The organism is Streptomyces sp. NPDC001744 (genome assembly GCF_042892575.1).
GTDB lineage: Bacteria > Actinomycetota > Actinomycetes > Streptomycetales > Streptomycetaceae > Streptomyces.
The window spans coordinates 197410-220405 of record NZ_JBIAUG010000006.1 but is presented as its reverse complement, the minus strand read 5'-3'; the positions used below and the strand labels follow the sequence as shown (position 1 = coordinate 220405).

The following is a 22996-nucleotide window of genomic DNA, read 5'->3' as shown; positions in this document are numbered from 1 at the left end:
CCGATGTCTTCCTCCATACCGAGATCCGCGGCCGTCGCCGCCGTCGTGTCCGCCGCCCTGGCCGCCGGGCTGCTCGCCGGTTCGGCGAGCGCGTCCGCCGAGGACGGCGCCGGCGTCCGCGTCCACGACATCCAGGGCACGACCCGCGTCTCGCCCCTCGCCGGACAGCAGGTCACCGGGGTCACGGGCATCGTCACGGGCGTCCGCACCTACGGCTCGCGCGGCTTCTGGATCCAGGACCCCACCCCCGACGCGGACCCGGCCACCAGTGAGGGCCTCTTCGTCTTCACCGGTTCCGTCCCGACCGTCGCCGTCGGCGACGCGGTCAGCGTGAAGGGCACGGTCACCGAGTACGTTCCCGGCGGCCTGTCCTCCGGCAACCAGTCGCTGACGCAGCTCTCCAAGCCCGTCGTCACCGTCGTCTCGCGGGGCAACCCGGTGCCGGCCCCGGTGACGATCTCGTCCTCGTCCGTCCCCGACGCGTACGCGCCGGAGGGCGACCCGGCCGCGGGCGGCTCGATCAACGGCCTGACGCTGGAGCCCCGGACGTACGCCCTGGACTACTACGAGTCCCTGGAGGGCACCAACGTCCGGATCGACTCCTCGCGGGTGGTCGGCGCCACCGACCCGCACGCCGAGCTGTGGGTCACGGTGAAGCCGTGGGAGAACGCCAACCGGCGCGGCGGCACGGTCTACGGCTCCTACGAGGACCAGAACACCGGCCGGATCCAGGTCCAGTCGCTGGTCCCGCTCGCCCAGCAGCCGTTCCCCAGGGCCGACGTCGGCGACGTGCTCACCGGCGCCACCGAGGGTCCGCTCGACTTCAACCAGTACGGCGGCTACACCCTGACGGCCCGTACCCTCGGCACGGTCGTGGACCGGGGCCTGGAGCGCGAGACCACGGACAGGCAGCACAAGAACGAGCTGGCCGTGGCGACGTACAACGTCGAGAACCTGGACCCGACCGACCCGCAGGAGAAGTTCGACGCGCTCGCGAAGGCGGTCGTGACGAACCTCGCCTCGCCGGACGTCATCGCCCTGGAGGAGATCCAGGACAACAACGGCGCCAAGAAGGACGGCACGGTCGCCGCCGACGTGACGGTGAAGAAGTTCACCGACGCGATCGTGGCGGCCGGCGGTCCGGCGTACGACTGGCGTTCGATCGACCCGGAGGACGACAAGGACGGCGGCGAGCCCGGCGGCAACATCCGTCAGGTCTTCCTCTTCAACCCGGAGCGGGTCTCCTTCACGGACCGTCCGGGCGGCGACGCCACCACCGCGACCGGCGTCACCGGCCGCAAGGGCCGCGCCGAGCTGACCCTCTCCCCCGGCCGGATCGACCCGGCGAACGCCGCCTGGCAGGACAGCCGCAAGCCGCTCGCGGGCGAGTTCGTCTTCCGGGGCCGTACGGTCTTCGTGATCGCGAACCACTTCGGCTCGAAGGGCGGAGACGAGTCGATCGTCTCGCACCACCAGCCGCCGAACCGTTCCTCCGAGGCCAAGCGCCTGCTCCAGGCCCAGGCCGTCAACGGCTTCGTGAAGCAGCTCCTCGCGGTCGAGAAGCAGGCCGACGTGCTGGTGGTCGGCGACATCAACGACTTCGAGTTCTCCGGCACGACGAAGGCGCTGACGGACGGCGGCGCGCTGTACCCGGCCGTGAAGTCGCTGCCGCGCGAGGAGCGCTACTCGTACGTGTACCAGGGCAACAGCCAGGTCCTCGACCAGATCCTGACCAGCCCGGGCGTGCACCACTTCGCGTACGACAGCGTCCACATCAACGCGGAGTTCGCGGACCAGAACAGCGACCACGACCCGCAGGTGCTGCGCTTCCGCCCGTAACACCCTCGAAGGAGACCGGCGCCTCCCGGGAGGCCGCGTCCCCCGGGAGGCGCCGGCGGATCACGTGCCCGCGCCGAGGCTCAGCGCGGGCGTGTACCACCGCACCCGGACGCCGGTGAGCCCGGGGAGTTCGCGCGCCGGCCTCCGGGCTCCGCCGGGCGGGGCGTACTCCGCCCGCCAGCCGGCGAGGGCCCGCTCGCTCTCCCACTCGGTGAGGACGAGGACGCGGGTGCCGTCCGTGGACCGGTGGACGTGCGTGCCGATCCTGCCGGGCGCGAGCCGGGTCGCCGGGTCGCCGGCCAGGACGGCGTCCACGACCTCCTCCGGACCCTCACGGCGCCCGGCGCCCGGTCCCCCGAAGTCGGCCTCGACGACCGAGAGCGCCCCGGGCGGCCCGTCCGCGGTTCCGGGGGCGGCGACCGGACGGGGCGGCGCGTAGCGGTGCAGGACCACCCGTTCGACGCCGGGCACGGCCGCGTCGATCTCGGCGTTCCGGTCGTCGCGGTGGGTGCGGACGAAGTCCTCGTAGACCGCCTCGTCGGTCCACTGCGAGTAGTGGAGCAGCGTGTCCCCGTCGGCGCCGGTGTGGACGGTGTACGAGAGCAGTCCCGGATCGGGCCACTCCCGGCGCTCCCAGACCGCGCGGACGGCTTCGACGGCGGCCCGCTGCCGTGCGGGGGTGCCGACCCGCCAGGTGCTGACGAGAACGGCGCCGACGCCGGGACGGTAGAGGTCGGGACGGGCGTGCGGGTGCGCGACGGCCTTCATGGGGGTGGTCTCCTGTTCCTGGGACTCCGGGTCGTCCGGACGGCTCCACCGTTCCGCCTCGACCATGGTTGAGGTCAAGGGACCGCGGCGGAAAGGGTCCCACCCAGGACCCTTCAGCGCTCCTTGCTCTTCGGGACAAGGAGATCTAAGTGGACCTTCACCGTCCGTCGCGCCCAGACTTCCGGCATGACCACCACGCCCTCCCCCGCCCCGCCCTTCGGCCGCGCGCTCTGCGCGATGGTCACCCCGTTCGCCTCCTCCGGCGCGCTCGACCCCGCCACGAGCCGGGCGCGCTCGCCGCCCGGCTCGTGGCGGAGGGCTGCGACGGACTGGTCCTCAACGGGACCACGGGCGAGTCCCCGACCACCACCGACGCCGAGAAGACCGCGCTCGTACGCGCCGTCCGGGAGGCCGTCGGGCCCGGGCCCTCGGTCCTCGCGGGCGTGGGCACCGCCGACACCCGGCACAGCGCCGCGCTGGCCCGCGCGGCCGAGGAGGCGGGGGCGGACGGGCTGCTCGTCGTCGCCCCGTACTACAGCCGTCCCCCGCAGGCGGCCGTCGAGGCGCACTTCCTGAAGGTCGCGGACGCGACCGGCCTGCCGGTGATGGTGTACGACATCCCCGGCCGCACCGGCGTCCGCGTCGAGCCCGCGACGATGCGGCGGCTCGCCGCGCACCCGCGGATCGTCGCGGTGAAGGACTGCTCCTGCGACCTGCTCGGTTCGGCGCGGCTGATCGCGGAGACCGGGCTCGCGTACTACTCGGGCTGCGAGGAGCTGAACCTGCCGCTGTACGCGGTGGGAGGCGCCGGTTACGTGAGCACGGTGGCGAACGTGGTGCCCCGTCACGCGCGCGCGGTGCTCGACGCCTTCGACGCGGGCGACACCGCCGGGGCCGCCCGCCTCCACGCCCGGCTGCTGCCGCTCGCCGAGCGGATGACGGCGTCCGGCCTGCCGGGCACGGTGACCGTCAAGGCGCTCCTCGGCGGCCCGGTGCGGGAACCGCTGCTGCCCGCCGGCCGGGAGGACGCCGACGGGCTGCGCGCGCTGTACGAGGAGCTGCTCCGGCCGGACCCGGGCGTCACCGTCCCCGTCACCGTGTGACAGGAGCTTCACGGCACTGTCCCCGTTGCGTCCCGGCCCCCGGAAGGGCGCGGAACCGTGGTTAGCCTGGGCCCGCTCCGGGCGCCGCCCGGCAGTGGAACGGAACGAACGACGGGGAGCCGACGGATGCCGATACGCGGAGGAAGCACGACGGGGCCGGTGGACGCCGGGAAGAACGGACCGTCCCGCAGACGCGTGCTCCGTCTGGCCGGGAGCGGCCTCGGCCTGGCGGCGCTCGGCGCGGGCGCGTGGGGCTGCGGCCCGGCGGAGGAGCCCGTCCCCGGCGCCACCGCTCCCGGGAAGGGCGCGTCCGCCACCCCCGGCAGCGCCTTCACCACCCCGCCGCCGGGCACCGCCCCGCGCCCGCTGTGGCAGGCCCCCGCGGCGTCCGGGGCGTTCGGCGCGAAGGGCGCGCTCGCCGTCGCCGGCGACGTGGTCCTGGTCTCCGGCGACCCGCTGGTGGGCCGTTCGCTCACCACCGGCGAGGAGGTCTGGTCGCGGAAGGAGGTGGCCACGCCGGGCGCGCCCCTGCTCGTCAGTGGCGGCACCCTCTACCTGGCCAGCGCCCAGTACGACGGGGACGTGGTCGGTCTCGACCCGGCGACCGGCGAGGAGACCTGGCGCAGCAGGCTCGGCGGCGAGAAGTACGCCCACCCGCGCACCCTCGCCACCGACGAGCACCGGGTGTACGTCCTCGCCGGCGTCCTGGAGAAGGACTTCAGCGTCAGGAACAACGTGATCGCGGCCCTCGACATCGCCTCCGGCAAGGTGGTGTGGCAGGAGCGGCGCGACACGGGCACCCAGGAGCACGGCATCACCGCCACGCTCGCGGGCCGGTACCTCGCCTACACCGACTACCGGGAGAACCTGACGGTCCGTGACGCGGCCACGGGCCGTCAGGTGTGGACGAAGAAGATCGGCCGTTCCAACAGCGAGCGGCTCGCCGTCCACCAGGACCTGGTGATCGTCGCCGACGGGCAGCGCCTCCGCGCCTTCGCGCTGGCGGACGGACGGGAACGCTGGTCGCTCGCCTCCGAGGAGTTCACCCGTTTCCACGGCCCCGCCGTCCTGGACGGCGTGCTCCACGTCTCCGACTCCGCGCACGTCCTGCGCGCGGTGGACCCCTCGACGGGCAGGGAACGCTGGCGCAACGAGAAGCTGCTCGACGTCGCGATCCCCTGGCAGTTCGCCATGGTGGGAGACACCCTCTACGGGGCGACGGAACTCGACGACAAGGGCGGGATCGTCGCCTTCGACGCCCGCGACGGGAAGCACCGCTGGACGTACAACGACGGTACGGGCTCGGTCGAGCAGTGGTACGTGGTGGCCTCGGGCAAGCGCCTCGCGGCCCTCCACGGAAAGCGGCTGACCGCCCTGCCGGCCGTCTGAGGACGGGGCGGGGCGGCCGGTGCCGTCCTGTCGGCGGCTCAGTTGTGGCTGTGCAGGACCTCGTTGAGTCCGCCCCAGACCGCGTTGTTCGGGCGGGCCTCGACGGCGCCGGTCACCGAGTTGCGGCGGAAGAGGATGTTCGAGGCGCCGGAGAGCTCGCGGGCCTTCACGATCTGGCCGTCGGGCAGGGTGATCCGGGTGCCGGCGGTGACGTACAGACCGGCCTCGACCACGCACTCGTCGCCCAGCGCGATGCCGACGCCCGCCTCGGCGCCGATCAGGCAGCGCTCGCCGATCGAGATGACGACGTTGCCGCCGCCGGAGAGGGTGCCCATGGTGGAGGCGCCGCCGCCGATGTCGGAACCGTCGCCGACGACGACGCCGGCGGAGATCCGGCCCTCGACCATCGAGGTGCCGAGGGTGCCGGCGTTGAAGTTGACGAAGCCCTCGTGCATGACGGTGGTGCCGGCGGCGAGGTGGGCGCCGAGGCGGACGCGGTCGGCGTCGGCGATGCGGACCCCGGCGGGCGCGACGTAGTCGGTCATGCGGGGGAACTTGTCGATCGAGGTCACCTGGAGGTGCAGGCCCTCGGCGCGCGCGTTGAGGCGGACCTTCTCGACGTCGTCCACGGCGACCGGGCCGAGCGAGGTCCAGGCGACGTTGGCGAGGAGGCCGAAGAGGCCGTCCAGGTTCTGGCCGTGCGGCTTGACGAGCCGGTGGCTGAGGAGGTGCAGGCGCAGGTACGCGTCATGGGCGTCGAGCGGCTTCTCGTCGAGCGAGGCGATGACGGTGCGGACGGCGACCACCTCGACGCCGCGGCGGGCGTCCACGCCGAGGGCCTTGGCGGCGCCCGCCCCGAGGGCGTTCACGGCCTCGTCGGGGGAGAGCCGTTCGGTGCCGGCGGGGCCGGGCGCCCCGGTCAGCTCGGGGGCGGGGAACCAGGTGTCGAGGACGGTGCCGTCGCCGGCGACGGTGGCGAGGCCGGCGGCGACGGCGCCGGTGGTGCGAGGAGCAGTGGTCATGACGGAAAACCTAACCGGCGGGCCCCCGCCCGGGCCAACCGGTCTCGGGTGCCGGGCGGGCGCGTCGGCGGCCCGGACCGGCTCCGGAGGGGAGGAGCGGTGGTCCGGACCGGCCCCGGAGGGCACTCCACCGGTCCGGACCGGCCCCGCGAGAACGCTCCGCGTTCCGGGCGGGTCAGGGCCGGGGGGGGTCACGACCGAACGGGTCACGGCGCTCCGTCCGGGGCCCCGTCCGGGGTTCCGGGGCGCAGCACCCGCCCCAGCATCGCGCGTGTCTCCCCCTCCTCGTACGCGTCGCCGGTGAGGAGGACGCGCAGGCAGACGCCGTCCATGAGGGCGACCAGGGCGCGGGCGGTCGCGGGGTCGGTGCGGCGGGCCAGGGCGGCGGCGACGGCACCGGTCCACTCGGCGACGACCGGGCGCAGGGCGGGGCGGCGGAGGGCGGCGAGGTAGAGCTCGTACTCCAGCTCCGCGCCGGCGGGGTCGGCCTCCAGCCACTCCCCCAGGAGCCGGGCGAGCGCGGTGGCGAGGTCGGCGTCCGGGTCCGCGAGGGCGGGGCTCTCGCGGACCGCCCGGCCGAAGCCCTCGCCGGCCCGGCGCAGGGCCGCGACGAGGAGCTCGTCGAGGGAGGCGAAGTGGTAGGTGGTGGAGCCGAGCGGCACGTCCGCCTCGGCGGCCACCGCCCGGTGGCTCAGCCCGGCGATGCCGGCCCGTCCGACGACCCGGAGGGCCGCGTCCACGATGCGTTCGCGGCGCCCGGGGTCGTGGCGGCGGGCACGGGCCATCAGTGGGCGCCGCCGAGGTGGAGGACGGCGACCCCGGCGACGATGAGGACGACTCCGGCGATCTTGGCGGGGCCGAGCGTCTCGCCGAGGAAGAGGACGCCGATGGTGGCGACGGCGGCGGTGCCGACCCCGGACCAGATGGCGTACGCGGTGCCGACCTGGAGCGTCCTGAGGGCCTGCGCCAGGAGCGCGAAGGCGACCAGGTAGCCCACTCCGGTGACGAGCGAGGGCCAGAGCCGGGTGAACCCGTCGCTGTACTTCATCGAGGTGGTGGCGAGGATCTCCGCCGCGATGGCGCCCGCCAGCAGTCCGTAACCCATGTGTACGACCGTACACAACACCACCGGATACCGTGTGCCGCATGACGACTCCTCCGCATCCCCACGGTTACGGTTACGGCGGCCACGCCTACCCGCCACCGCCTCCGCCACCGCCGAAGCCCGGCGTGATACCCCTGGCGCCGCTGGACTTCGGCGCGGTCCTGAGCGGCGCCTTCGCCACCTTCGGACGCCACTGGCGGCAGCTGCTCGGCGTGACGGGCGCCGCCTACGGCATCGCGCTGCTGCTCTTCGGGGCGGCGCTCGGCGTCGCGTACGCGGCCGTCGGCGACCACCTTCCCCGGGTGTTCGACCTGCCCGCCGGACAGGAGCCGGACTGGGAGGACATCCGCCCGCTCCTGATCGCCTTCGCCTGCGTCTGGCTCTTCGCCCTGATTGTCATGTTCTGTACGAACGGCTTGGTCGCGGCAGCCTGTCCCGCCGTGGTCCAGGAGGCGGTCCTGGGCCGGTCCACCACCTTCGGCGCGGTCTGGCGCCGGTCCTGGACCCGGCTGCCGGCCGTCCTCGGCTCGGTGTTCCTGTCGGGCCTGGCGGCCCTGCTCCCGGCCCTCTGCTTCTTCGGGGGCTTCGCCGGCATGATGGCGGGGCTGATCACGGCCGCGCGCGACGGGACGTCCCCCACCGACGTGCTGATCCTGCCGGTCCTGGGGCTGCTGGGCGCGCTGGTCACCGCGCCGCTCACGGTCTGGCTCTGGGTGAAGTTCTGCCTGTCCCAGGCGGCGGTGGTGATGGAGGGTCAGGGCGCGGTCGCCTCGCTGCGCCGCTCCTCGCTCCTGGTCCGCGACTCCTGGTGGCGCGTGTTCGGCTGCACGCTCCTCGCCGCCGTCATGGCCGCCGTGGTGAACGGGGCGATCCAGCAGGGGCTCTCGTTCCTCATGATGGTGCCCATGATGGGTTTCGACCCCTCCACCGACAGCCCGGCGTCGGTGATCGCCACCTTCGTCGTCCTCTTCGTCCTCCTGCTCCTGGGGCAGCTGGTCGGCCAGGCACTCGTCTCCGTCTTCCCGCCGCTGGTCACCTCCCTGCTCTACGTGGACCAGCGCATCCGCAAGGAGAACCTGGCCCCGGAGCTGGCCCGGGCCGCGGGGGTGCCGCACTTCGGCCCGTGAGCGGCCGCCGCGTCGACGGCGAGGTGGTACGCGCGAACGGCCGTGCTCCCCGGCGGACGGGGAGCACGGCCGTTCGTACGAGGGGACCGCTCAGACGTTGAAGCCGAGCGCGCGGAGCTGCTCGCGCCCGTCGTCCGTGATCTTGTCCGGGCCCCACGGCGGCATCCAGACCCAGTTGATCTTCAGCTCGCTGACGATGCCGTCCGTGGCGGACTTCGCCTGGTCCTCGATCACGTCGGTCAGCGGGCAGGCCGCCGACGTCAGGGTCATGTCCAGCGTCGCGACGTTGGAGTCGTCGATGTGGATGCCGTAGATCAGGCCCAGGTTGACGACGTCGATGCCCAGTTCGGGGTCGACGACGTCGTACAGCGCCTCGCGGACTTCTTCCTCGGAGGCCGGCTTCATGGTGGCCCCGGCGTTCTCGGTCATGCAGACTTCCTCACTGCCTCGTCGTCGTCCCCCAGAGCCTGGGCGGTCGCGTCCTTCCACGCCATCCAGCTGAGCAGCGCGCACTTCACACGGGCCGGGTACTTGGAGACCCCGGCGAACGCGACCGCGTCCTCCAGGACCTCCTCCATCGCGTCGTCCGGCTCGAGCTGGCCCTTGGACTGCATCAGCTCCAGGAAGGTGCCCTGGATCTTCCGCGCCTCGTCCAGCTCCTTGCCGACGAGCAGCTCGTTGAGGACGGAGGCCGACGCCTGGCTGATGGAGCAGCCCTGGCCCTCGTACGACACGTCCTCGACGCGCGAGCCGTCGTACTTCACGCGGAGCGTGATCTCGTCGCCGCACGTGGGGTTCACGTGGTGCACCTCGGCGTCGCCGTCCCGCAGACCGCGCCCGTGCGGGTGCTTGTAGTGGTCCAGGATGACGTCCTGGTACATCGAATCCAGCTTCACGAGCCCGTCCCCTAGCCGAAGAAGTTCCGTACGTGCTCCAGCCCGTCGACCAGGGCGTCGACCTCGGCCGGAGTGGAGTACAGATAGAACGACGCCCGCGTGGTCGCGGGAACTCCGTAGCGGAGGCAGACCGGCCGCGCGCAGTGGTGGCCGACCCGGACCGCGATGCCCTCCTCGTCGAGGACCTGGCCCACGTCGTGCGGGTGGATGTCGCCGAGCGTGAAGGAGATCGCCGCGCCGCGGCCCTCGGCCGTGGTGGGGCCGATGATCCGCAGGTCCGGGACCTCCTGGAGGCGCCGGACGGCGTACTCGGTGATCGCGTGCTCGTGGCGCGCGATGTTCTCCATGCCGATCGCGGACAGGTAGTCCACGGCCGCGCCGAGGCCGACGGCCTGCGCGATCGGGGGCGTGCCCGCCTCGAACTTGTGCGGGGCGGGCGCGTACGTCGAGGAGTGCATCGAGACGGTCTCGATCATCTCGCCGCCGCCGAGGAAGGGCGGCAGGTCCTCCAGGAGTTCCTGCCGTCCCCACAGCACGCCGATGCCGGTCGGGCCGCACATCTTGTGGCCGGTGAAGGCCACGAAGTCGGCCTGGAGCGCCTGCACGTCCAGGACCATGTGCGGGGCCGCCTGGGAGGCGTCGATGCAGACCAGCGCGCCGACCTGCTGGGCGCGGCGGATGATCGTCTCGACCGGGTTGTGCGTACCGAGCAGGTTCGACACCAGGGTGAACGAGACGATCTTGGTCTTCTCGGTGATGACCTCCTCGATGTTCGAGAGGTCGAGACGGCCGTCGTCGGTGAGGCCGAACCACTTCAGCTTCGCGCCCGTGCGCTGCGAGAGCAGCTGCCACGGCACGATGTTGGAGTGGTGCTCCATCTCCGTGATGGCGATCTCGGTCTCGTGGTCCACGCGGTAGGGCTCGTCGGCCCAGCCCAGCATGTTGGCCACGAGGTTGAGCGACTCGGAGGCGTTCTTGGTGAAGATCACCTCGTCACGGCTCGGCGCGTTGATGAAGGCCGCCACCTTGTCGCGGGCGCCTTCGTAGAGCGCCGTCGCCTCCTCGGCCACCGTGTAGACGCCGCGGTGGACGTTGGCGTTGTGGCGCTCGTAGTACTGGTTGAGCGCGTCGAGGACCTGGCGCGGCTTCTGCGAGGTCGCCGCGGAGTCGAGGTACACGATCTTCTTGCCGTCGTGGACCACGCGGTCCAGGAGCGGGAAGTCCTTGCGGATCGCCTCGGTGTCGAGGAGGCCGGAGAGCCCCTGATGGGCAGAAGTCACGCGGACGCGCCACCCTTCACGTACTTGTCGTAGCCCTCGTTCTCCAGCTGGTCGGCGAGCTCGGCGCCGCCGGACTCGGCGATGCGGCCGTTCGCGAACACGTGCACGAAGTCGGGCTTGATGTAGCGCAGGATGCGCGTGTAGTGGGTGATCAGCAGGGTGCCGACCTCACCGGTCTCGCGGACGCGGTTGACGCCCTCGGAGACGATGCGCAGGGCGTCGACGTCGAGGCCGGAGTCGGTCTCGTCGAGGATCGCGATCTTCGGCTTGAGGAGCTCCAGCTGGAGGATCTCGTGGCGCTTCTTCTCGCCGCCGGAGAAGCCCTCGTTGACGTTGCGCTCGGCGAAGGCCGGATCCATCTGGAGCTGCTCCATCGCGGACTTGACCTCCTTCACCCAGGTGCGCAGCTTGGGGGCCTCGCCGCGGACGGCGGTGGCGGAGGTGCGCAGGAAGTTGGAGACCGAGACGCCGGGGACCTCGACCGGGTACTGCATGGCCAGGAAGACGCCAGCGCGGGCGCGCTCGTCGACCGACATCTCCAGGACGTCCTCGCCGTCGAGGGTGACGGTGCCGCCGGTGACGGTGTACTTCGGGTGGCCGGCCAGCGAGTACGCCAGGGTGGACTTGCCGGAGCCGTTGGGGCCCATGACGGCGTGGGTCTCGCCCTGCTTGATGGTCAGGTCGACGCCCTTGAGGATCTCGCGGGGGCCGTTCTCCGCCTCGACGGAGACGTGCAGGTCGTGGATTTCAAGCGTAGCCATGGGTGACTCAGGACTCCTGGGTGACGGAGACGAGCACATCGTCCCCTTCGATCTTTACGGGGTAAACGGGGACGGGACGCGTCGCGGGAAGGCCGGAGGGCTTGCCGGTGCGCAGGTCGAAGCTGGAGCCGTGCAGCCAGCACTCGATGGCGCAGTCCTCGACCTCGCCCTCCGAGAGGGAGACGTTCGCGTGCGAGCAGATGTCGTTGATCGCGAACACCTCGCCCTCGGTGCGCACGACCGACACCGGGGTGCCGTCGACCTCGACCCGCTTCGGGGTGTCGGCCTCCAGCTCGCCCAGTGCGCAGACTCGGACGAAGGCCATCAGACGGACGCCTCCAGCTCGGCCTCGATCTTGGCGAGCAGGCGCTCCTGGACGTCGGGCAGGCCGATCTGCTGGACCAGTTCGGCGAAGAAGCCGCGGACGACGAGGCGGCGGGCCTCGATCTCCGGGATGCCGCGGGCCATCAGGTAGAAGAGCTGCTCGTCGTCGAAGCGGCCGGTGGCCGAGGCGTGGCCGGCGCCGGCGATCTCGCCGGTCTCGATCTCCAGGTTCGGCACGGAGTCGACCCGGGCGCCGTCCGTGAGGACCAGGTTCCGGTTCAGCTCGTACGTGTCGGTGCCCTCGGCGGCGGCCCGGATGAGCACGTCGCCGATCCAGACGGCGTGCGCGTCCTGGCCCTGGAGCGCGCCCTTGTAGGCCACGTTGGACTTGCAGTGCGGGGTGTTGTGGTCCACCAGGAGGCGGTGCTCCTGGTGCTGGCCCGCGTCGGTGAAGTACAGGCCGAACAGCTCGGCCTCGCCGCCGGGGGCCGCGTACGCCACGCGCGGGTGGAGGCGGACGACGTCGCCGCCGAAGGTGACGACGACCGACTTGAAGGAGGCGTCGCGGCCGACGAGGGCGTTGTGCTGGGCGACGTGGACGGCGTTCTCGTCCCAGTCCTGGACGGAGACGACCGTGAGCTTGGCGCCGTCGCCGAGGACGTAGTCGACGTTGGCGGCGAGGACGGCGTCGCCGGTGTGGTCGATGACCACGACGGCCTCGGCGAAGGCCCCGAGCTCGATCACCTGGTGGCCGAAGGCGACCCCGCCGTTGCCGTGGACGGCGACGCGGATCGGCTCGGTCAGGACGGTGTCCTTGGCGACGGTGACGACCGACGCCTTCTCGAACGAGGAGTACGCCTGGGCGGCGACCCGGTCGACGGGCCTGCCGGCCCGGCCGAGGCGCTCGTCGTCACGGCCGACGGTCTCCACGGTGACGCCCTCGGGGGCCTCGATGTCGACCTTGACGCCCTCACCGGTCGCGACGGCGGTGCCGTCGTGCAGACCGCGCAGGCGCTCCAGCGGGGTGAACCGCCACTCCTCCTCGCGGCCGTGCGGGACGGGGAAGTCCGCGACGTCGAAGGAGGGGGGCGCGCTCATGCGCGTGGCGACGGTGGACTCGGCGGCCACCGCGATCGAGCCGGCAGTGGTCGAACCTGCCGGGATGTTCTGAGCCTCAGCCATGGCTGTCGTGTTGCTCTCTTCCTGCGTAAGAACGGGGCGGTACGGGACGGCGGGGCGGCGTCAGCCGACCGCGCCCTCCATCTGCAGCTCGATCAGCCGGTTGAGCTCCAGGGCGTACTCCATGGGCAGCTCCTTGGCGATGGGCTCGACGAAGCCGCGGACGATCATCGCCATGGCCTCGAACTCCGTGAGGCCGCGGCTCATCAGGTAGAAGAGCTGGTCCTCGGAGACCTTGGAGACGGTGGCCTCGTGGCCCATGGAGACGTCGTCCTCGCGCACGTCCACGTAGGGGTACGTGTCCGAGCGGGAGATGGTGTCCACCAGCAGCGCGTCGCAGAGCACGTTGGACTTGGAGCCCGGAGCGCCCTCGCCGATCTCGATGAGACCGCGGTAGGAGGTGCGGCCGCCGCCCCGCGCCACCGACTTGGAGACGATGTTGGAGGAGGTGTTCGGGGCCATGTGGACCATCTTGGCGCCCGCGTCCTGGTGCTGGCCCTCGCCCGCGAAGGCGATGGACAGGGTCTCGCCCCTGGCGTGCTCGCCCATGAGGTAGACGGCCGGGTACTTCATGGTGACCTTGGAGCCGATGTTGCCGTCGACCCACTCCATGGTGGCGCCCTCGTAGGCGACGGCGCGCTTGGTCACCAGGTTGTAGACGTTGTTCGACCAGTTCTGGATGGTCGTGTAGCGGCAGCGGCCGCCCTTCTTGACGATGATCTCCACGACGGCGCTGTGCAGCGAGTCCGAGGAGTAGATCGGGGCGGTGCAGCCCTCGACGTAGTGGACGTAGGCGTCCTCGTCCACGACGATCAGCGTCCGCTCGAACTGGCCCATGTTCTCCGTGTTGATGCGGAAGTACGCCTGGAGCGGGATCTCGACGTGCACGCCCTTCGGCACGTAGATGAAGGAGCCGCCGGACCACACGGCCGTGTTCAGGGAGGCGAACTTGTTGTCGCCGACCGGGATGACGGTGCCGAAGTACTCCTTGAAGAGTTCCTCGTGCTCCTTCAGCGCGGTGTCGGTGTCGACGAAGATCACGCCCTGCTCCTCCAGGTCCTCGCGGATCTGGTGGTAGACGACCTCGGACTCGTACTGGGCGGCGACGCCGGCGACGAGGCGCTGCTTCTCGGCCTCGGGGATGCCGAGCTTGTCGTACGTGTTCTTGATGTCCTCCGGCAGGTCCTCCCAGGACTCGGCCTGCTTCTCGGTGGACCGGACGAAGTACTTGATGTTGTCGAAGTCGATGCCGGAGAGGTCGGAGCCCCAGGTCGGCATGGGCTTCTTGCCGAAGAGGCGCAGACCCTTGAGACGCAGCTTCAGCATCCACTCGGGCTCGTTCTTCTTCGCGGAGATGTCGCGGACGACGTCTTCGTTCAGACCGCGCTTGGCGGTGGCACCGGCGGCGTCGGAGTCGGCCCAGCCGTACTCGTACCGACCCAGGCCCTCAAGCTCGGGGTGGCTGATCTCGGTGGTCATGCGGGGTTCCTCCCGGCCGTGCTGTCGGATGATGCGGTGGTCTGTGGGGCGCCGTGCGGGATGAACGTGGTGCAGACGCCGTCACCATGGGCGATGGTGGCCAGACGCTGGACGTGCGTTCCCAGGAGACGGGAGAAGAACTCCGTCTCCGCCTCGCACAGCTGGGGGTACTGCTCGGCGACGTGGGCGACCGGGCAGTGGTGCTGGCAGAGCTGCTCGCCGACCGGCGCGTTCCGCGCGGTGGCAGCGTACCCGTCCGCCGTGAGGGCCCTGGCGAGCGCCTCGGTCCGCCGCGCGGGCTCGGCCGCCTCGACGGCCTCGCGGTACGCGCTCCCCTGGCTCTCGATCCGGTCCCGGGCGAAGGCGGCGACGGCCGCCTCTCCTCCGGCGTTGCGTTCGATCCACCGGAGCGCCTCGACGGCGAGCGAGTCGTACGACTGGTCGAAGGCGTCCCGGCCGCAGTCGGTGAGCGCGAAGACCTTCGCGGGGCGGCCGCGGCCGCGGGCGCCGTAGACGCGCTTCTCGCGGGCCTCGACGACGTTCTCCGCGACCAGCGAGTCGAGGTGGCGGCGGACCGCGGCCTGGGTGAGGCCGAGCCGGTCGGCCAGGTCGGAGACGGTCGACGGTCCGTGGTCCAGGATCGACCGCGCCACCCGGTTGCGAGTCGAACGCTCCCGGGTCGCGAGTTCCTCCACGGGAGCCGCGCCAACGTTTTTCACAACACCATTGTTGCGTAATTAATCGGGCGGTGACAAGCCGGGCCGGGCGGCGGCGGCGGTGCCGTGCGTCACTCAGGTAAGGCTTACCTGACCTGCGAAAACGATCATTCGTGGGATGAATCCGGCCGCTCCCCGGGCCCCGGGACCGGAGGCCCCCCGGACGCTCTCTAGACTTCCCGGCATGCGCGGTGAGTCCAGAACGAGCGAGTCCGTCGTCCAGGTCCGTGGCCTGGTCAAACGATACGGGTCCAAGACCGCCGTCGACGGCCTCGACCTGGACGTGCGGGCGGGCACCGTCACCGCCGTCCTCGGTCCCAACGGGGCCGGCAAGACCACCACGGTCGAGATCTGCGAGGGCTACCGCGGGGCCGACGCCGGCACCGTCCGGGTCCTCGGCCTCGACCCGGTCGCCGACGCGTCCGCCCTGCGCCCCCGGATCGGCGTCATGCTCCAGTCGGGTGGCGTCTACTCCGGCGCCCGCGCCGACGAGATGCTCCGCCACATGGCGAAGCTGCACGCCCACCCGCTGGACGTGGACGCCCTGATCGAGCGCCTCGGCCTCGGCTCCTGCGGCCGCACCTCCTACCGGCGCCTCTCCGGGGGCCAGCAGCAGCGCCTCGCGCTCGCCATGGCCGTCGTCGGCCGCCCGGAGCTGGTCTTCCTCGACGAACCCACCGCGGGGCTCGACCCGCAGGCCCGCCGGGCCACCTGGGAGCTGGTCCGCGAGCTGCGCGCCGACGGGGTGACCACCGTCCTCACCACACACTTCATGCAGGAGGCCGAGGAGCTGGCCGACGACGTCGCCATCGTGGACGCGGGCCGGATCGCCGCCCAGGGCAGCCCCGAGGAGCTGTGCCGGGGCGGGGCCGAGAACACCCTGCGCTTCACCGGCCGCCCCCACCTCGACCTGGGCTCCCTGCTCAAGGCGCTGCCGGACGGCACGGCCGCGGCGGAGACCCTTCCGGGCACGTACCGCGTCACCGGCGACATCGACCCGCAGCTGCTCGCCACGGTGACCAGCTGGTGCGCCCAGCACGGCGTCATGCCCGGCGGGATCTCCGTCGAACGCCACACCCTGGAAGACGTCTTCCTGGAGCTCACCGGCAAGGAGCTGAGGTCATGAGCACGGACACCCGCGCCCCCGGTACGGGCACCTACGCCCCGAGGCCCGGGGCGGCGCCCGTCGGGCGGATGATCGCCGCGCAGACCGCCCTGGAGACCAGGATGCTGCTGCGCAACGGCGAGCAGCTCCTCCTGACGGTCGTCATCCCCTCGCTGCTCCTGGTGCTGTTCTCCACGGTCGACATCATCGACACCGGCGCCGGGAGGGCCGTCGACTTCCTCACCCCCGGCGTCCTCGCCCTCGCCGTGATGTCCACCGCCTTCACCGGCCAGGCCATCGCGACCGGCTTCGAGCGCCGGTACGGGGTGCTCAAGCGCCTGGGGGCCTCCCCGCTCCCCCGCTGGGCCCTGATGACCGCCAAGACGCTCTCCGTCCTCGTCACCGAGGTCCTCCAGGTCGCGCTCCTGACGGCGATCGCGCTGGCGCTGGGCTGGTCCCCGCACGGGAACCCGTTCCCGGTCCTGCTGCTCCTGGTCCTCGGCACGGCCGCCTTCTCCGGCCTCGGCCTGCTGATGGCCGGCACCCTGAAGGCCGAGGCCACCCTGGCCGCCGCCAACCTGGTCTTCCTGCTGCTCCTGGTCGGCGGCGGGGTGATCGTGCCGCTGGAGAAGTTCCCGGACGCGGCCCGGACGGTGCTGGAGCTGCTCCCGATCTCCGCCCTCTCCGACGGCCTGCGGAGCGTCCTGCAGGACGGCGCGGCCTTCCCCTGGGGCGACGCGCTGACCCTCGCGGTCTGGGCCGTCCTCGGCCTCGGCGCGGCGGCGCGGTTCTTCCGATGGGAGTAACCGAGAGGTTCCGTTCGGCCGCATACGCCCCCCTCGTGAAAGCGCGCACAAGCGCCGTCCTACGATAGGGCGCGTGCTGACCCCCCTCGCCTCCATCGCCCGGCGCTGGACCCCGTCCCCCCGGACGCTCCGGCGCGCCGCGCTCTCCGCCGTCGTGATGAGCGTGCTCATCATCGTCACCGGTGGCGCGGTCAGGCTGACCGGTTCCGGTCTCGGCTGCGACACCTGGCCCAAGTGCACGGACGACAGCCTCTTCGCCACGCCCGAGCAGGGCCTCCACGGCGCCATCGAGTTCGGCAACCGGATGCTGACGTACGTCCTGTCGGCGGCCGTCGGCTGGACCATCGTCGCCGCGCGCGCGGCCAAGCCCCGGCGGCGCGGCCTCACCCGGCTCGCCTGGGCCCAGTTCTGGATCGTGATGAGCAACGCCGTCCTCGGCGGCATCACGGTGTGGATGGGCCTCAACCCGTGGACGGTCGCCGGCCACTTCCTCGCCGCGAACGCCCTGCTCACGGTCGCCGTGATCACCTGGCACCGGACCGGCGAGGGCGACGGCGCCCCCCGCCCGCGCGTGCCGCGCCCGGTCCGCGGGCTGTCCCGGGCGCTCACGGTCGTCTCGGGCCTGCTGATCGCGCTCGGCACGACGGTGACCGGCTCCGGCAAGCACGCCGGCGACAGCAGCGACGTGCCGCGCATGCCCTGGGACTGGACGAACGCCGCGCACGTCCACGCCGTCTCCGCCTGGATCGTCTGCGCCCTCGCCCTGGCCATGTGGCTGGTGCTGCGCGTGGTGGACGCCCCGGACGACACCCGGGCCCGCGCCCGCGACCTGCTGGTCGTGCTGCTCGCGCAGGGCGCGATCGGCTACGTCCAGTACTTCACGGGGGTCCCGGAGCTCCTGGTCGGCGCCCACATGCTCGGCTCCTCGCTGATGTGGATCGCGGTCCTGCGGCTCGCCCTGAGCATGCGCGAGCGCCCGTCGGACGCCCCGGAGGCCCCGGCCCGGACGGACCCGGAGCTCGCGAGGGCCTGATCCGCCCGGCCCCGCCCGTACCGCACGAAGGGCCCACCGGTTCCCCGCGAGCCGGTGGGCCCTTCGCGCGTACGCGCCCGCCGCCGGCTCAGCGGTCGGAGGGGCCGCCGATCTGGATGCCGGCCATCCGGGACCACTCGTACGGGCCCGTGACGACCTTGGCGGCGAACTCGCCGTCGAACTCCTCGTGGAGGGTGAGGCCGGCCTTCTCGGCGGCCTGGCGCGCGACCGGGTGGGTCGGGGCCACCAGGTCGCCCCAGAGGCCGTCCGCGCCGACGAGGACGATCCGGGTGCCCGCCTGGCCGATGTGCTCCAGGTGCCCCTCGGAGCCGCCGTGCTCCTTGGAGAACGCCTGGATCTGCCGTGCGAGCCGGGCCGCCCTGCGCTCGTCCTTCTTCGTGTCTGCCTTCGTGTCTGCCATGACAGGGATGCTACCGACGGGTAGATCTACTGGCGACGGCCGGGCCGCGTGGTTTTCCCCCCGCGGCCCGGCCGTTTTCAGTCGATCATATGAGCGCGTTTCGGACGCCCGCCGGAGGCGCTAGCGGAGGAAGGGGTCCACCGCGACGGCCACGAAGAGCAGCGACACGTAGGTGATGGACCAGTGGAAGAGGCGCATCTCCTTGAGCTTGCCGCCCGTGGCGCCGTCCTTGGCCCGGTTCAGCAGCCCGTGCGCCTCCCAGAGCCACCAGCCGCCGGTGAGCAGCGCCACGGCGGTGTAGAACCAGCCCGTGTAGCCCATCGGGGTGAGCAGCAGCGAGACGCCGACCATGACCCAGCTGTAGAGCACGATCTGCTTGGCGACGACCTTGTTGGAGGCGATCACCGGGAGCATGGGCACGCCCACGCGCGCGTAGTCGTCCTTGACCTTCATCGACAGCGGCCAGTAGTGCGGCGGCGTCCAGAAGAAGATGACCAGGAAGAGGACGACCGCGGCCCAGGACATCGAGTTCGTGACCGACGACCAGCCGATGAGCACCGGCATGCAGCCGGCGATGCCGCCCCAGACGATGTTCTGCGCGGTCCGCCGCTTGAGGATCATCGTGTAGACGACGACGTAGAAGAGCAGCGCGCCGAGCGACAGCCAGGCGGAGAGCCAGTTGACGAGCAGCCCGAACCAGAGGGTGGAGACCACCGCGAGGGTGAGGCCGAAGACCAGGCCCTCGCGCGGCGAGACCATTCCGGTGACCAGGGGACGCTGGGACGTGCGGTCCATCAGGGCGTCGATGTCGCGGTCGATGTACATGTTCAGCGCGTTCGCGCCGCCCGCCGAGAGGTAGCCGCCGAAGCAGGTGGCGAGCACCAGCCAGAGGTTCGGCACGCCCTGCTCGGCGAGGAACATCACCGGAACGGTGGTGATGAGCAGCAGCTCGATGATTCGCGGCTTGGTCAGCGCCACGAACGCCTTGACGCGGGCCCCGAACGGCCGATGGCCCCCCGGGCTGGGAGTCAAGACGACCCCTGCGGGTCGGGACTCGACGGCCGTCACGCACACCCCTGACAGAGAATTTCCCAGCAAGCCCCTCCGCATGGGACGGGGCGGGGCTTGCGCGTACCACGCCACTGTAGACGTTGCCCAGACGCCGATCTTCGCGGGGGTGGGGTCGTGTTGAAGGGGTATGTCCGAGGGACGGACGGCCCTCGGGAGGCGAAGTCGCACGGCCACCGGCAGTCTTGTCGTATCCGCTCATTTGAGGGGCACGAGCAAGGGGGGAGGGCCGTCCGGCGGGGGTAGGCTCGACACCGCCGGTACACCCTCCGTCACCGGCTTCAGACATGTGGAGAGGAGCCCTGACCCAGGGTGAGCACTAAGCCGACCACCACAGACCTCGAGTGGACCGATTTGGACCAGCGGGCCGTTGACACCGCCCGCGTCCTGGCAGCGGACGCCGTACAGAAGGTCGGCAACGGCCATCCCGGTACGGCGATGAGCCTGGCGCCCGTCGCGTACACCCTCTTCCAGAAGGTGATGCGCCACGACCCGGCCGACCCCTCGTGGGTCGGGCGCGACCGCTTCGTGCTCTCCGCCGGCCACTCGTCCCTGACCCTCTACACCCAGCTGTACCTGGGTGGCTTCGGTCTCGAACTGGACGACCTCAAGGCGTTCCGGACCTGGGGCTCGAAGACCCCCGGCCACCCGGAGTACGGCCACACCGCCGGCGTGGAGACGACCACCGGCCCGCTGGGCCAGGGTGTCGCCAACGCCGTGGGCATGGCGATGGCCGCCCGCTTCGAGCGCGGTCTCTTCGACCCGGAGGCGCCGGCCGGCACCTCCCCGTTCGACCACCACATCTACGCGATCGCCGGCGACGGCTGCCTCCAGGAGGGCATCTCCGCGGAGGCGTCCTCGCTCGCCGGCCACCAGAAGCTCGGCAACCTGATCCTGCTGTGGGACGACAACCACATCTCGATCGAGGGCGACACCGAGACGGCCGTCTCCGAGGAGACGACGAAGCGGTACGAGGCGTACGGCTGGCACGTGCAGCGCGTCGAGCCGCAGGAGAACGGCGACCTGGACCCGGTCGCGCTGTACGCGGCGATCCGCGCGGCCGAGGCCGAGACCGAGCGCCCGTCGTTCATCGCGATGCGTTCGATCATCGCCTGGCCCGCCCCGAACGCGCAGAACACCGAGGCCGCGCACGGCTCGGCGCTCGGCGACGACGAGGTCGCGGCCACCAAGCGCGTCCTGGGCTTCGACCCGGAGAAGACCTTCGAGGTCTCCGACGAGGTCATCGCGCACACCCGCGCGCTCGGCGACCGGGGCCGCGAGGCCCGCGCCGCCTGGGAGAAGTCCTTCGCCGCGTGGCGTACGGCCAACCCGGAGCGGGCGGCGGAGTTCGACCGCATCGAGTCGAACGAGCTGCCCAAGGGCTGGACGGAGAAGCTGCCGGTCTTCGAGCCGGGCAAGGGCGTCGCCACCCGCGCCGCCTCGGGCCAGGTGCTCAAGGCGCTCGGCGCGGTCATCCCCGAGCTGTGGGGCGGCTCGGCCGACCTGGCCGGCTCGAACAACACGACGATCGACAAGGACTCGTCGTTCCTGCCCGCGGGCAACCCGCTGCCGGAGGCCGACCCGTACGGCCGCACGATCCACTTCGGCATCCGCGAGCACTCGATGGCCGCCGAGATGAACGGCATCGCGCTGCACGGCAACACGCGGATCTACGGCGGCACCTTCCTGGTGTTCTCCGACTACATGCGCAACGCGGTGCGCCTGTCGGCCCTGATGCACCTGCCCGTGACGTACGTCTGGACCCACGACTCGATCGGTCTGGGCGAGGACGGCCCGACGCACCAGCCGGTGGAGCACCTGGCCTCGCTGCGCGCGATCCCGGGTCTGAACCTGGTCCGTCCGGCCGACGCCAACGAGACCGCCCTGGCGTGGCGCGAGATCATGCAGCGCCACACCAAGGTCTTCGGCAAGGGCGCCCCGCACGGTCTGGCGCTCACCCGCCAGGGCGTGCCGACGTACGCGCCGAACGAGGACACGGTCAAGGGCGGCTACGTGCTGTTCGACGCCGAGGGACCCTCCGGGCAGAGCACGGAGCCCGAGGTGGTCCTGATCGCGACCGGTTCCGAGGTGCACCTGGCCGTCGAGGCCCGCGAGCAGCTCCAGGCCGCCGGTACGCCCACCCGGGTGGTGTCGATGCCGTCCGTGGAGTGGTTCGAGGAGCAGGACCCGGCGTACCGGGACTCCGTCCTGCCGCCGTCGGTCCGCGCCCGGGTCGCGGTCGAGGCCGGCATCGGCCTGACCTGGCACAAGTACGTCGGTGACGCCGGCCGGATCGTCTCCCTGGAGCACTTCGGCGCCTCGGCGGACGCGAAGGTCCTCTTCCGCGAGTTCGGGTTCACGCCCGAGGCGATCGTCGCCGCCGCCCGGGAATCGATCGACGCCGCCGCGCGCTGACACCGAATACGTACGACTTAGTGGAGATGCAATTCCCATGACAGACGCTCTCAAGCGCCTCTCCGACGAAGGCGTCGCGATCTGGCTGGACGACCTCTCGCGCCAGCGGATCACCTCCGGCAACCTGGCCGAGCTGATCGACCAGAGCCACGTGGTCGGGGTCACCACCAACCCGTCCATCTTCCAGAAGGCCATCTCCGAGGGCCACGGCTACGACCAGCAGCTCTCCGACCTCGCCGCCCGCCGGGTGACCGTCGAGGAGGCCATCCGCATGATCACGACGGCGGACGTCCGGGACGCCGCCGACATCCTGCGCCCGGTCTTCGACGCGACGGACGGCCAGGACGGCCGGGTCTCCATCGAGGTGGACCCCCGGCTGGCCCACGACACCAAGGCCACCGTCGCCGAGGCCAAGCAGCTCGCCTGGCTGGTCGACCGGCCCAACGCGCTGATCAAGATCCCGGCCACCGAGGCGGGCCTGCCGGCGATCACCGAGGTCATCGGCCTCGGCATCAGCGTCAACGTCACGCTGATCTTCTCCCTGGAGCGCTACCGCCTGGTCATGGACGCCTACCTGGCGGGTCTGGAGAAGGCCCGCGAGCGCGGCCTGGACCTCTCCGAGATCCACTCGGTGGCCTCCTTCTTCGTCTCCCGCGTGGACACGGAGGTCGACAAGCGCCTGGACGGCATCGGCACCGACGAGGCCAAGGCGCTCAAGGGCAAGGCCGCCCTGGCCAACGCCCGTCTGGCCTACGAGGCGTACGAGGAGGTCTTCTCCGGCGAGCGCTGGGAGGCCCTCGACAAGGCGCACGCCAACAAGCAGCGCCCGCTGTGGGCCTCGACCGGCGTCAAGGACCCGGCGTACAAGGACACCCTGTACGTGGTGGACCTGGTCGCCCCCGGCACGGTCAACACCATGCCGGAGGCCACCCTGGAGGCCACCGCCGACCACGGCGAGGTCACCGGCGACACGATCCGCGGCACGTACGACGCGTCCCGCGAGGTCCTGGAGGCCGTGGCGAAGCTGGGCATCGGCTACGACGAGGTCGTCCAGCTCCTGGAGGACGAGGGCGTCCAGAAGTTCGAGGCGGCCTGGAACGACCTGCTCAAGTCCACCGAGGCGGAGCTGAAGCGCCTCGCACCTTCGGAGGCGTAAGCAC

The 22996-nt window shown here is 71.7% G+C and carries 23 protein-coding genes and 1 pseudogene; 9 read left to right on the top strand and 15 right to left on the bottom strand.

Going from position 1 to position 22996, the window contains the following annotated elements:
- Positions 1-3 precede the first annotated feature (3 nt).
- Positions 4-1839 carry an endonuclease/exonuclease/phosphatase family protein gene (locus tag ACFYZY_RS10315; RefSeq protein WP_388691795.1) on the top strand — a complete coding sequence of 612 codons (1836 nt, stop codon included), beginning with the start codon at positions 4-6 and terminating at the stop codon, positions 1837-1839.
- Positions 1840-1899: 60 nt separating this feature from the next.
- On the opposite strand, the gene ACFYZY_RS10310 is transcribed toward ACFYZY_RS10315, so the two are convergent.
- The gene (locus ACFYZY_RS10310) at positions 1900-2685 is read right to left on the bottom strand and encodes an antibiotic biosynthesis monooxygenase family protein (RefSeq protein ID WP_388691792.1); all 786 of its coding nucleotides are present in this window, start codon (positions 2683-2685) and stop codon (positions 1900-1902) included.
- 35 nt (positions 2686-2720) lie between these two features.
- On the bottom strand, positions 2721-2852 hold the full coding sequence (locus ACFYZY_RS10305; RefSeq protein WP_388691972.1) for a hypothetical protein: 132 nt from the start codon (positions 2850-2852) through the stop codon (positions 2721-2723).
- On the opposite strand from ACFYZY_RS10305, the pseudogene dapA reads away from it, so the two are divergent.
- Positions 2845-3710 (top strand): annotated as a pseudogene (dapA, locus tag ACFYZY_RS10300) (4-hydroxy-tetrahydrodipicolinate synthase). The gene ACFYZY_RS10305 and the pseudogene dapA sit on opposite strands and share 8 nt — an antisense overlap.
- Positions 3711-3836: 126 nt before the next feature.
- Complete coding sequence (locus ACFYZY_RS10295) at positions 3837-5099, top strand: PQQ-binding-like beta-propeller repeat protein (protein ID WP_388691790.1); 1263 nt, start codon at positions 3837-3839, stop codon at positions 5097-5099.
- Between the two features lie 38 nt (positions 5100-5137).
- Here ACFYZY_RS10295 and dapD read toward each other — a convergent pair whose 3' ends face one another.
- The 3 genes from dapD to ACFYZY_RS10280 all read right to left on the bottom strand — a co-directional run bounded on the left by dapD (position 5138) and on the right by ACFYZY_RS10280 (position 7226).
- Positions 5138-6121, bottom strand: coding sequence for a 2,3,4,5-tetrahydropyridine-2,6-dicarboxylate N-succinyltransferase (dapD, locus tag ACFYZY_RS10290; protein ID WP_388691787.1), 984 nt, complete (start codon positions 6119-6121; stop codon positions 5138-5140).
- Between the two features lie 206 nt (positions 6122-6327).
- Entirely contained in the window at positions 6328-6906 is a 579-nt protein-coding gene (locus ACFYZY_RS10285; RefSeq protein WP_388691784.1) for a TetR/AcrR family transcriptional regulator, read from the bottom strand.
- The gene (locus ACFYZY_RS10280; protein ID WP_388691781.1) at positions 6906-7226 is read right to left on the bottom strand and encodes a DMT family transporter; all 321 of its coding nucleotides are present in this window, start codon (positions 7224-7226) and stop codon (positions 6906-6908) included. The genes ACFYZY_RS10285 and ACFYZY_RS10280 overlap by 1 nt, the downstream gene beginning before the upstream one ends.
- A 41-nt stretch (positions 7227-7267) precedes the next feature.
- On the opposite strand from ACFYZY_RS10280, the gene ACFYZY_RS10275 reads away from it, so the two are divergent.
- Positions 7268-8353, top strand: coding sequence for an oxidoreductase (locus tag ACFYZY_RS10275; RefSeq protein WP_388691779.1), 1086 nt, complete (start codon positions 7268-7270; stop codon positions 8351-8353).
- 90 nt (positions 8354-8443) lie between these two features.
- Here the strand turns inward: ACFYZY_RS10275 and ACFYZY_RS10270 are convergent, their stop codons facing one another.
- The 8 genes from ACFYZY_RS10270 to ACFYZY_RS10235 are packed head-to-tail and all read right to left on the bottom strand — an operon-like array spanning position 8444 to position 14991.
- Positions 8444-8782 (bottom strand): metal-sulfur cluster assembly factor, encoded by a 339-nt coding sequence (locus tag ACFYZY_RS10270; protein ID WP_055644196.1) that lies wholly within the window; start codon positions 8780-8782, stop codon positions 8444-8446.
- The gene (gene sufU / locus ACFYZY_RS10265) at positions 8779-9249 is read right to left on the bottom strand and encodes a Fe-S cluster assembly sulfur transfer protein SufU (protein ID WP_388691776.1); all 471 of its coding nucleotides are present in this window, start codon (positions 9247-9249) and stop codon (positions 8779-8781) included. The genes ACFYZY_RS10270 and sufU overlap by 4 nt, the downstream gene beginning before the upstream one ends.
- 11 nt (positions 9250-9260) lie before the next feature.
- A complete protein-coding gene (locus ACFYZY_RS10260) occupies positions 9261-10529 on the bottom strand; it encodes a cysteine desulfurase (RefSeq protein ID WP_388691773.1) in 1269 nt (422 codons plus the stop codon).
- Positions 10526-11290: a Fe-S cluster assembly ATPase SufC gene (sufC, locus tag ACFYZY_RS10255; RefSeq protein ID WP_017238623.1), complete on the bottom strand. Its 765-nt coding sequence runs from the start codon at positions 11288-11290 to the stop codon at positions 10526-10528. Before sufC ends, ACFYZY_RS10260 begins: the two co-directional genes overlap by 4 nt.
- Positions 11291-11297: 7 nt before the next feature.
- Positions 11298-11615, bottom strand: a complete 318-nt coding sequence (locus ACFYZY_RS10250) for a bifunctional 3-phenylpropionate/cinnamic acid dioxygenase ferredoxin subunit (protein ID WP_388691770.1) — start codon at positions 11613-11615, stop codon at positions 11298-11300.
- Positions 11615-12796, bottom strand: a complete 1182-nt coding sequence (gene sufD, locus ACFYZY_RS10245) for a Fe-S cluster assembly protein SufD (protein ID WP_388691767.1) — start codon at positions 12794-12796, stop codon at positions 11615-11617. The genes ACFYZY_RS10250 and sufD overlap by 1 nt, the downstream gene beginning before the upstream one ends.
- A gap of 60 nt (positions 12797-12856) precedes the next feature.
- The gene (gene sufB / locus ACFYZY_RS10240) at positions 12857-14272 is read right to left on the bottom strand and encodes a Fe-S cluster assembly protein SufB (protein ID WP_388691766.1); all 1416 of its coding nucleotides are present in this window, start codon (positions 14270-14272) and stop codon (positions 12857-12859) included.
- The gene (locus ACFYZY_RS10235; RefSeq protein ID WP_388691765.1) at positions 14269-14991 is read right to left on the bottom strand and encodes a helix-turn-helix transcriptional regulator; all 723 of its coding nucleotides are present in this window, start codon (positions 14989-14991) and stop codon (positions 14269-14271) included. Before ACFYZY_RS10235 ends, sufB begins: the two co-directional genes overlap by 4 nt.
- 181 nt (positions 14992-15172) lie before the next feature.
- On the opposite strand from ACFYZY_RS10235, the gene ACFYZY_RS10230 reads away from it, so the two are divergent.
- The 3 genes from ACFYZY_RS10230 to ACFYZY_RS10220 all read left to right on the top strand — a co-directional run bounded on the left by ACFYZY_RS10230 (position 15173) and on the right by ACFYZY_RS10220 (position 17932).
- Positions 15173-16114 (top strand): ABC transporter ATP-binding protein, encoded by a 942-nt coding sequence (locus ACFYZY_RS10230; protein WP_388691762.1) that lies wholly within the window; start codon positions 15173-15175, stop codon positions 16112-16114.
- Positions 16111-16899 carry an ABC transporter permease gene (locus ACFYZY_RS10225; RefSeq protein ID WP_388691761.1) on the top strand — a complete coding sequence of 263 codons (789 nt, stop codon included), beginning with the start codon at positions 16111-16113 and terminating at the stop codon, positions 16897-16899. Before ACFYZY_RS10230 ends, ACFYZY_RS10225 begins: the two co-directional genes overlap by 4 nt.
- A 64-nt stretch (positions 16900-16963) precedes the next feature.
- Entirely contained in the window at positions 16964-17932 is a 969-nt protein-coding gene (locus ACFYZY_RS10220) for a heme A synthase (protein ID WP_388691961.1), read from the top strand.
- 88 nt (positions 17933-18020) lie between these two features.
- Here the strand turns inward: ACFYZY_RS10220 and ACFYZY_RS10215 are convergent, their stop codons facing one another.
- A complete protein-coding gene (locus ACFYZY_RS10215) occupies positions 18021-18353 on the bottom strand; it encodes a hypothetical protein (protein ID WP_388691759.1) in 333 nt (110 codons plus the stop codon).
- 120 nt (positions 18354-18473) lie between these two features.
- Positions 18474-19421 (bottom strand): heme o synthase, encoded by a 948-nt coding sequence (locus ACFYZY_RS10210; protein ID WP_388691757.1) that lies wholly within the window; start codon positions 19419-19421, stop codon positions 18474-18476.
- A gap of 312 nt (positions 19422-19733) precedes the next feature.
- Here ACFYZY_RS10210 and tkt point away from each other — a divergent pair, with 312 nt between their 5' ends.
- Positions 19734-21836: a transketolase gene (gene tkt / locus ACFYZY_RS10205; protein WP_388691754.1), complete on the top strand. Its 2103-nt coding sequence runs from the start codon at positions 19734-19736 to the stop codon at positions 21834-21836.
- A 37-nt stretch (positions 21837-21873) separates the two neighbouring features.
- Positions 21874-22992, top strand: a complete 1119-nt coding sequence (tal, locus tag ACFYZY_RS10200; protein ID WP_388691752.1) for a transaldolase — start codon at positions 21874-21876, stop codon at positions 22990-22992.
- Positions 22993-22996 lie beyond the last annotated feature (4 nt).

Excerpts from the sequence above, each read along its gene's own strand:
- ACFYZY_RS10315 (WP_388691795.1), top strand. The coding sequence starts at position 4 with ATGTCTTCCTCCATACCGAGATCCGCGGCCGTCGCCGCCGTCGTGTCC.
- ACFYZY_RS10295 (WP_388691790.1), top strand. The coding sequence starts at position 3,837 with ATGCCGATACGCGGAGGAAGCACGACGGGGCCGGTGGACGCCGGGAAG.
- dapD (WP_388691787.1), bottom strand. The coding sequence starts at position 6,121 with ATGACCACTGCTCCTCGCACCACCGGCGCCGTCGCCGCCGGCCTCGCC.
- ACFYZY_RS10285 (WP_388691784.1), bottom strand. The coding sequence starts at position 6,906 with ATGGCCCGTGCCCGCCGCCACGACCCCGGGCGCCGCGAACGCATCGTG.
- ACFYZY_RS10280 (WP_388691781.1), bottom strand. The coding sequence starts at position 7,226 with ATGGGTTACGGACTGCTGGCGGGCGCCATCGCGGCGGAGATCCTCGCC.
- ACFYZY_RS10275 (WP_388691779.1), top strand. The coding sequence starts at position 7,268 with ATGACGACTCCTCCGCATCCCCACGGTTACGGTTACGGCGGCCACGCC.
- ACFYZY_RS10270 (WP_055644196.1), bottom strand. The coding sequence starts at position 8,782 with ATGACCGAGAACGCCGGGGCCACCATGAAGCCGGCCTCCGAGGAAGAA.
- sufC (WP_017238623.1), bottom strand. The coding sequence starts at position 11,290 with ATGGCTACGCTTGAAATCCACGACCTGCACGTCTCCGTCGAGGCGGAG.
- ACFYZY_RS10250 (WP_388691770.1), bottom strand. The coding sequence starts at position 11,615 with ATGGCCTTCGTCCGAGTCTGCGCACTGGGCGAGCTGGAGGCCGACACC.
- sufD (WP_388691767.1), bottom strand. The coding sequence starts at position 12,796 with ATGGCTGAGGCTCAGAACATCCCGGCAGGTTCGACCACTGCCGGCTCG.
- sufB (WP_388691766.1), bottom strand. The coding sequence starts at position 14,272 with ATGACCACCGAGATCAGCCACCCCGAGCTTGAGGGCCTGGGTCGGTAC.
- ACFYZY_RS10230 (WP_388691762.1), top strand. The coding sequence starts at position 15,173 with ATGCGCGGTGAGTCCAGAACGAGCGAGTCCGTCGTCCAGGTCCGTGGC.
- ACFYZY_RS10225 (WP_388691761.1), top strand. The coding sequence starts at position 16,111 with ATGAGCACGGACACCCGCGCCCCCGGTACGGGCACCTACGCCCCGAGG.
- ACFYZY_RS10215 (WP_388691759.1), bottom strand. The coding sequence starts at position 18,353 with ATGGCAGACACGAAGGCAGACACGAAGAAGGACGAGCGCAGGGCGGCC.
- tal (WP_388691752.1), top strand. The coding sequence starts at position 21,874 with ATGACAGACGCTCTCAAGCGCCTCTCCGACGAAGGCGTCGCGATCTGG.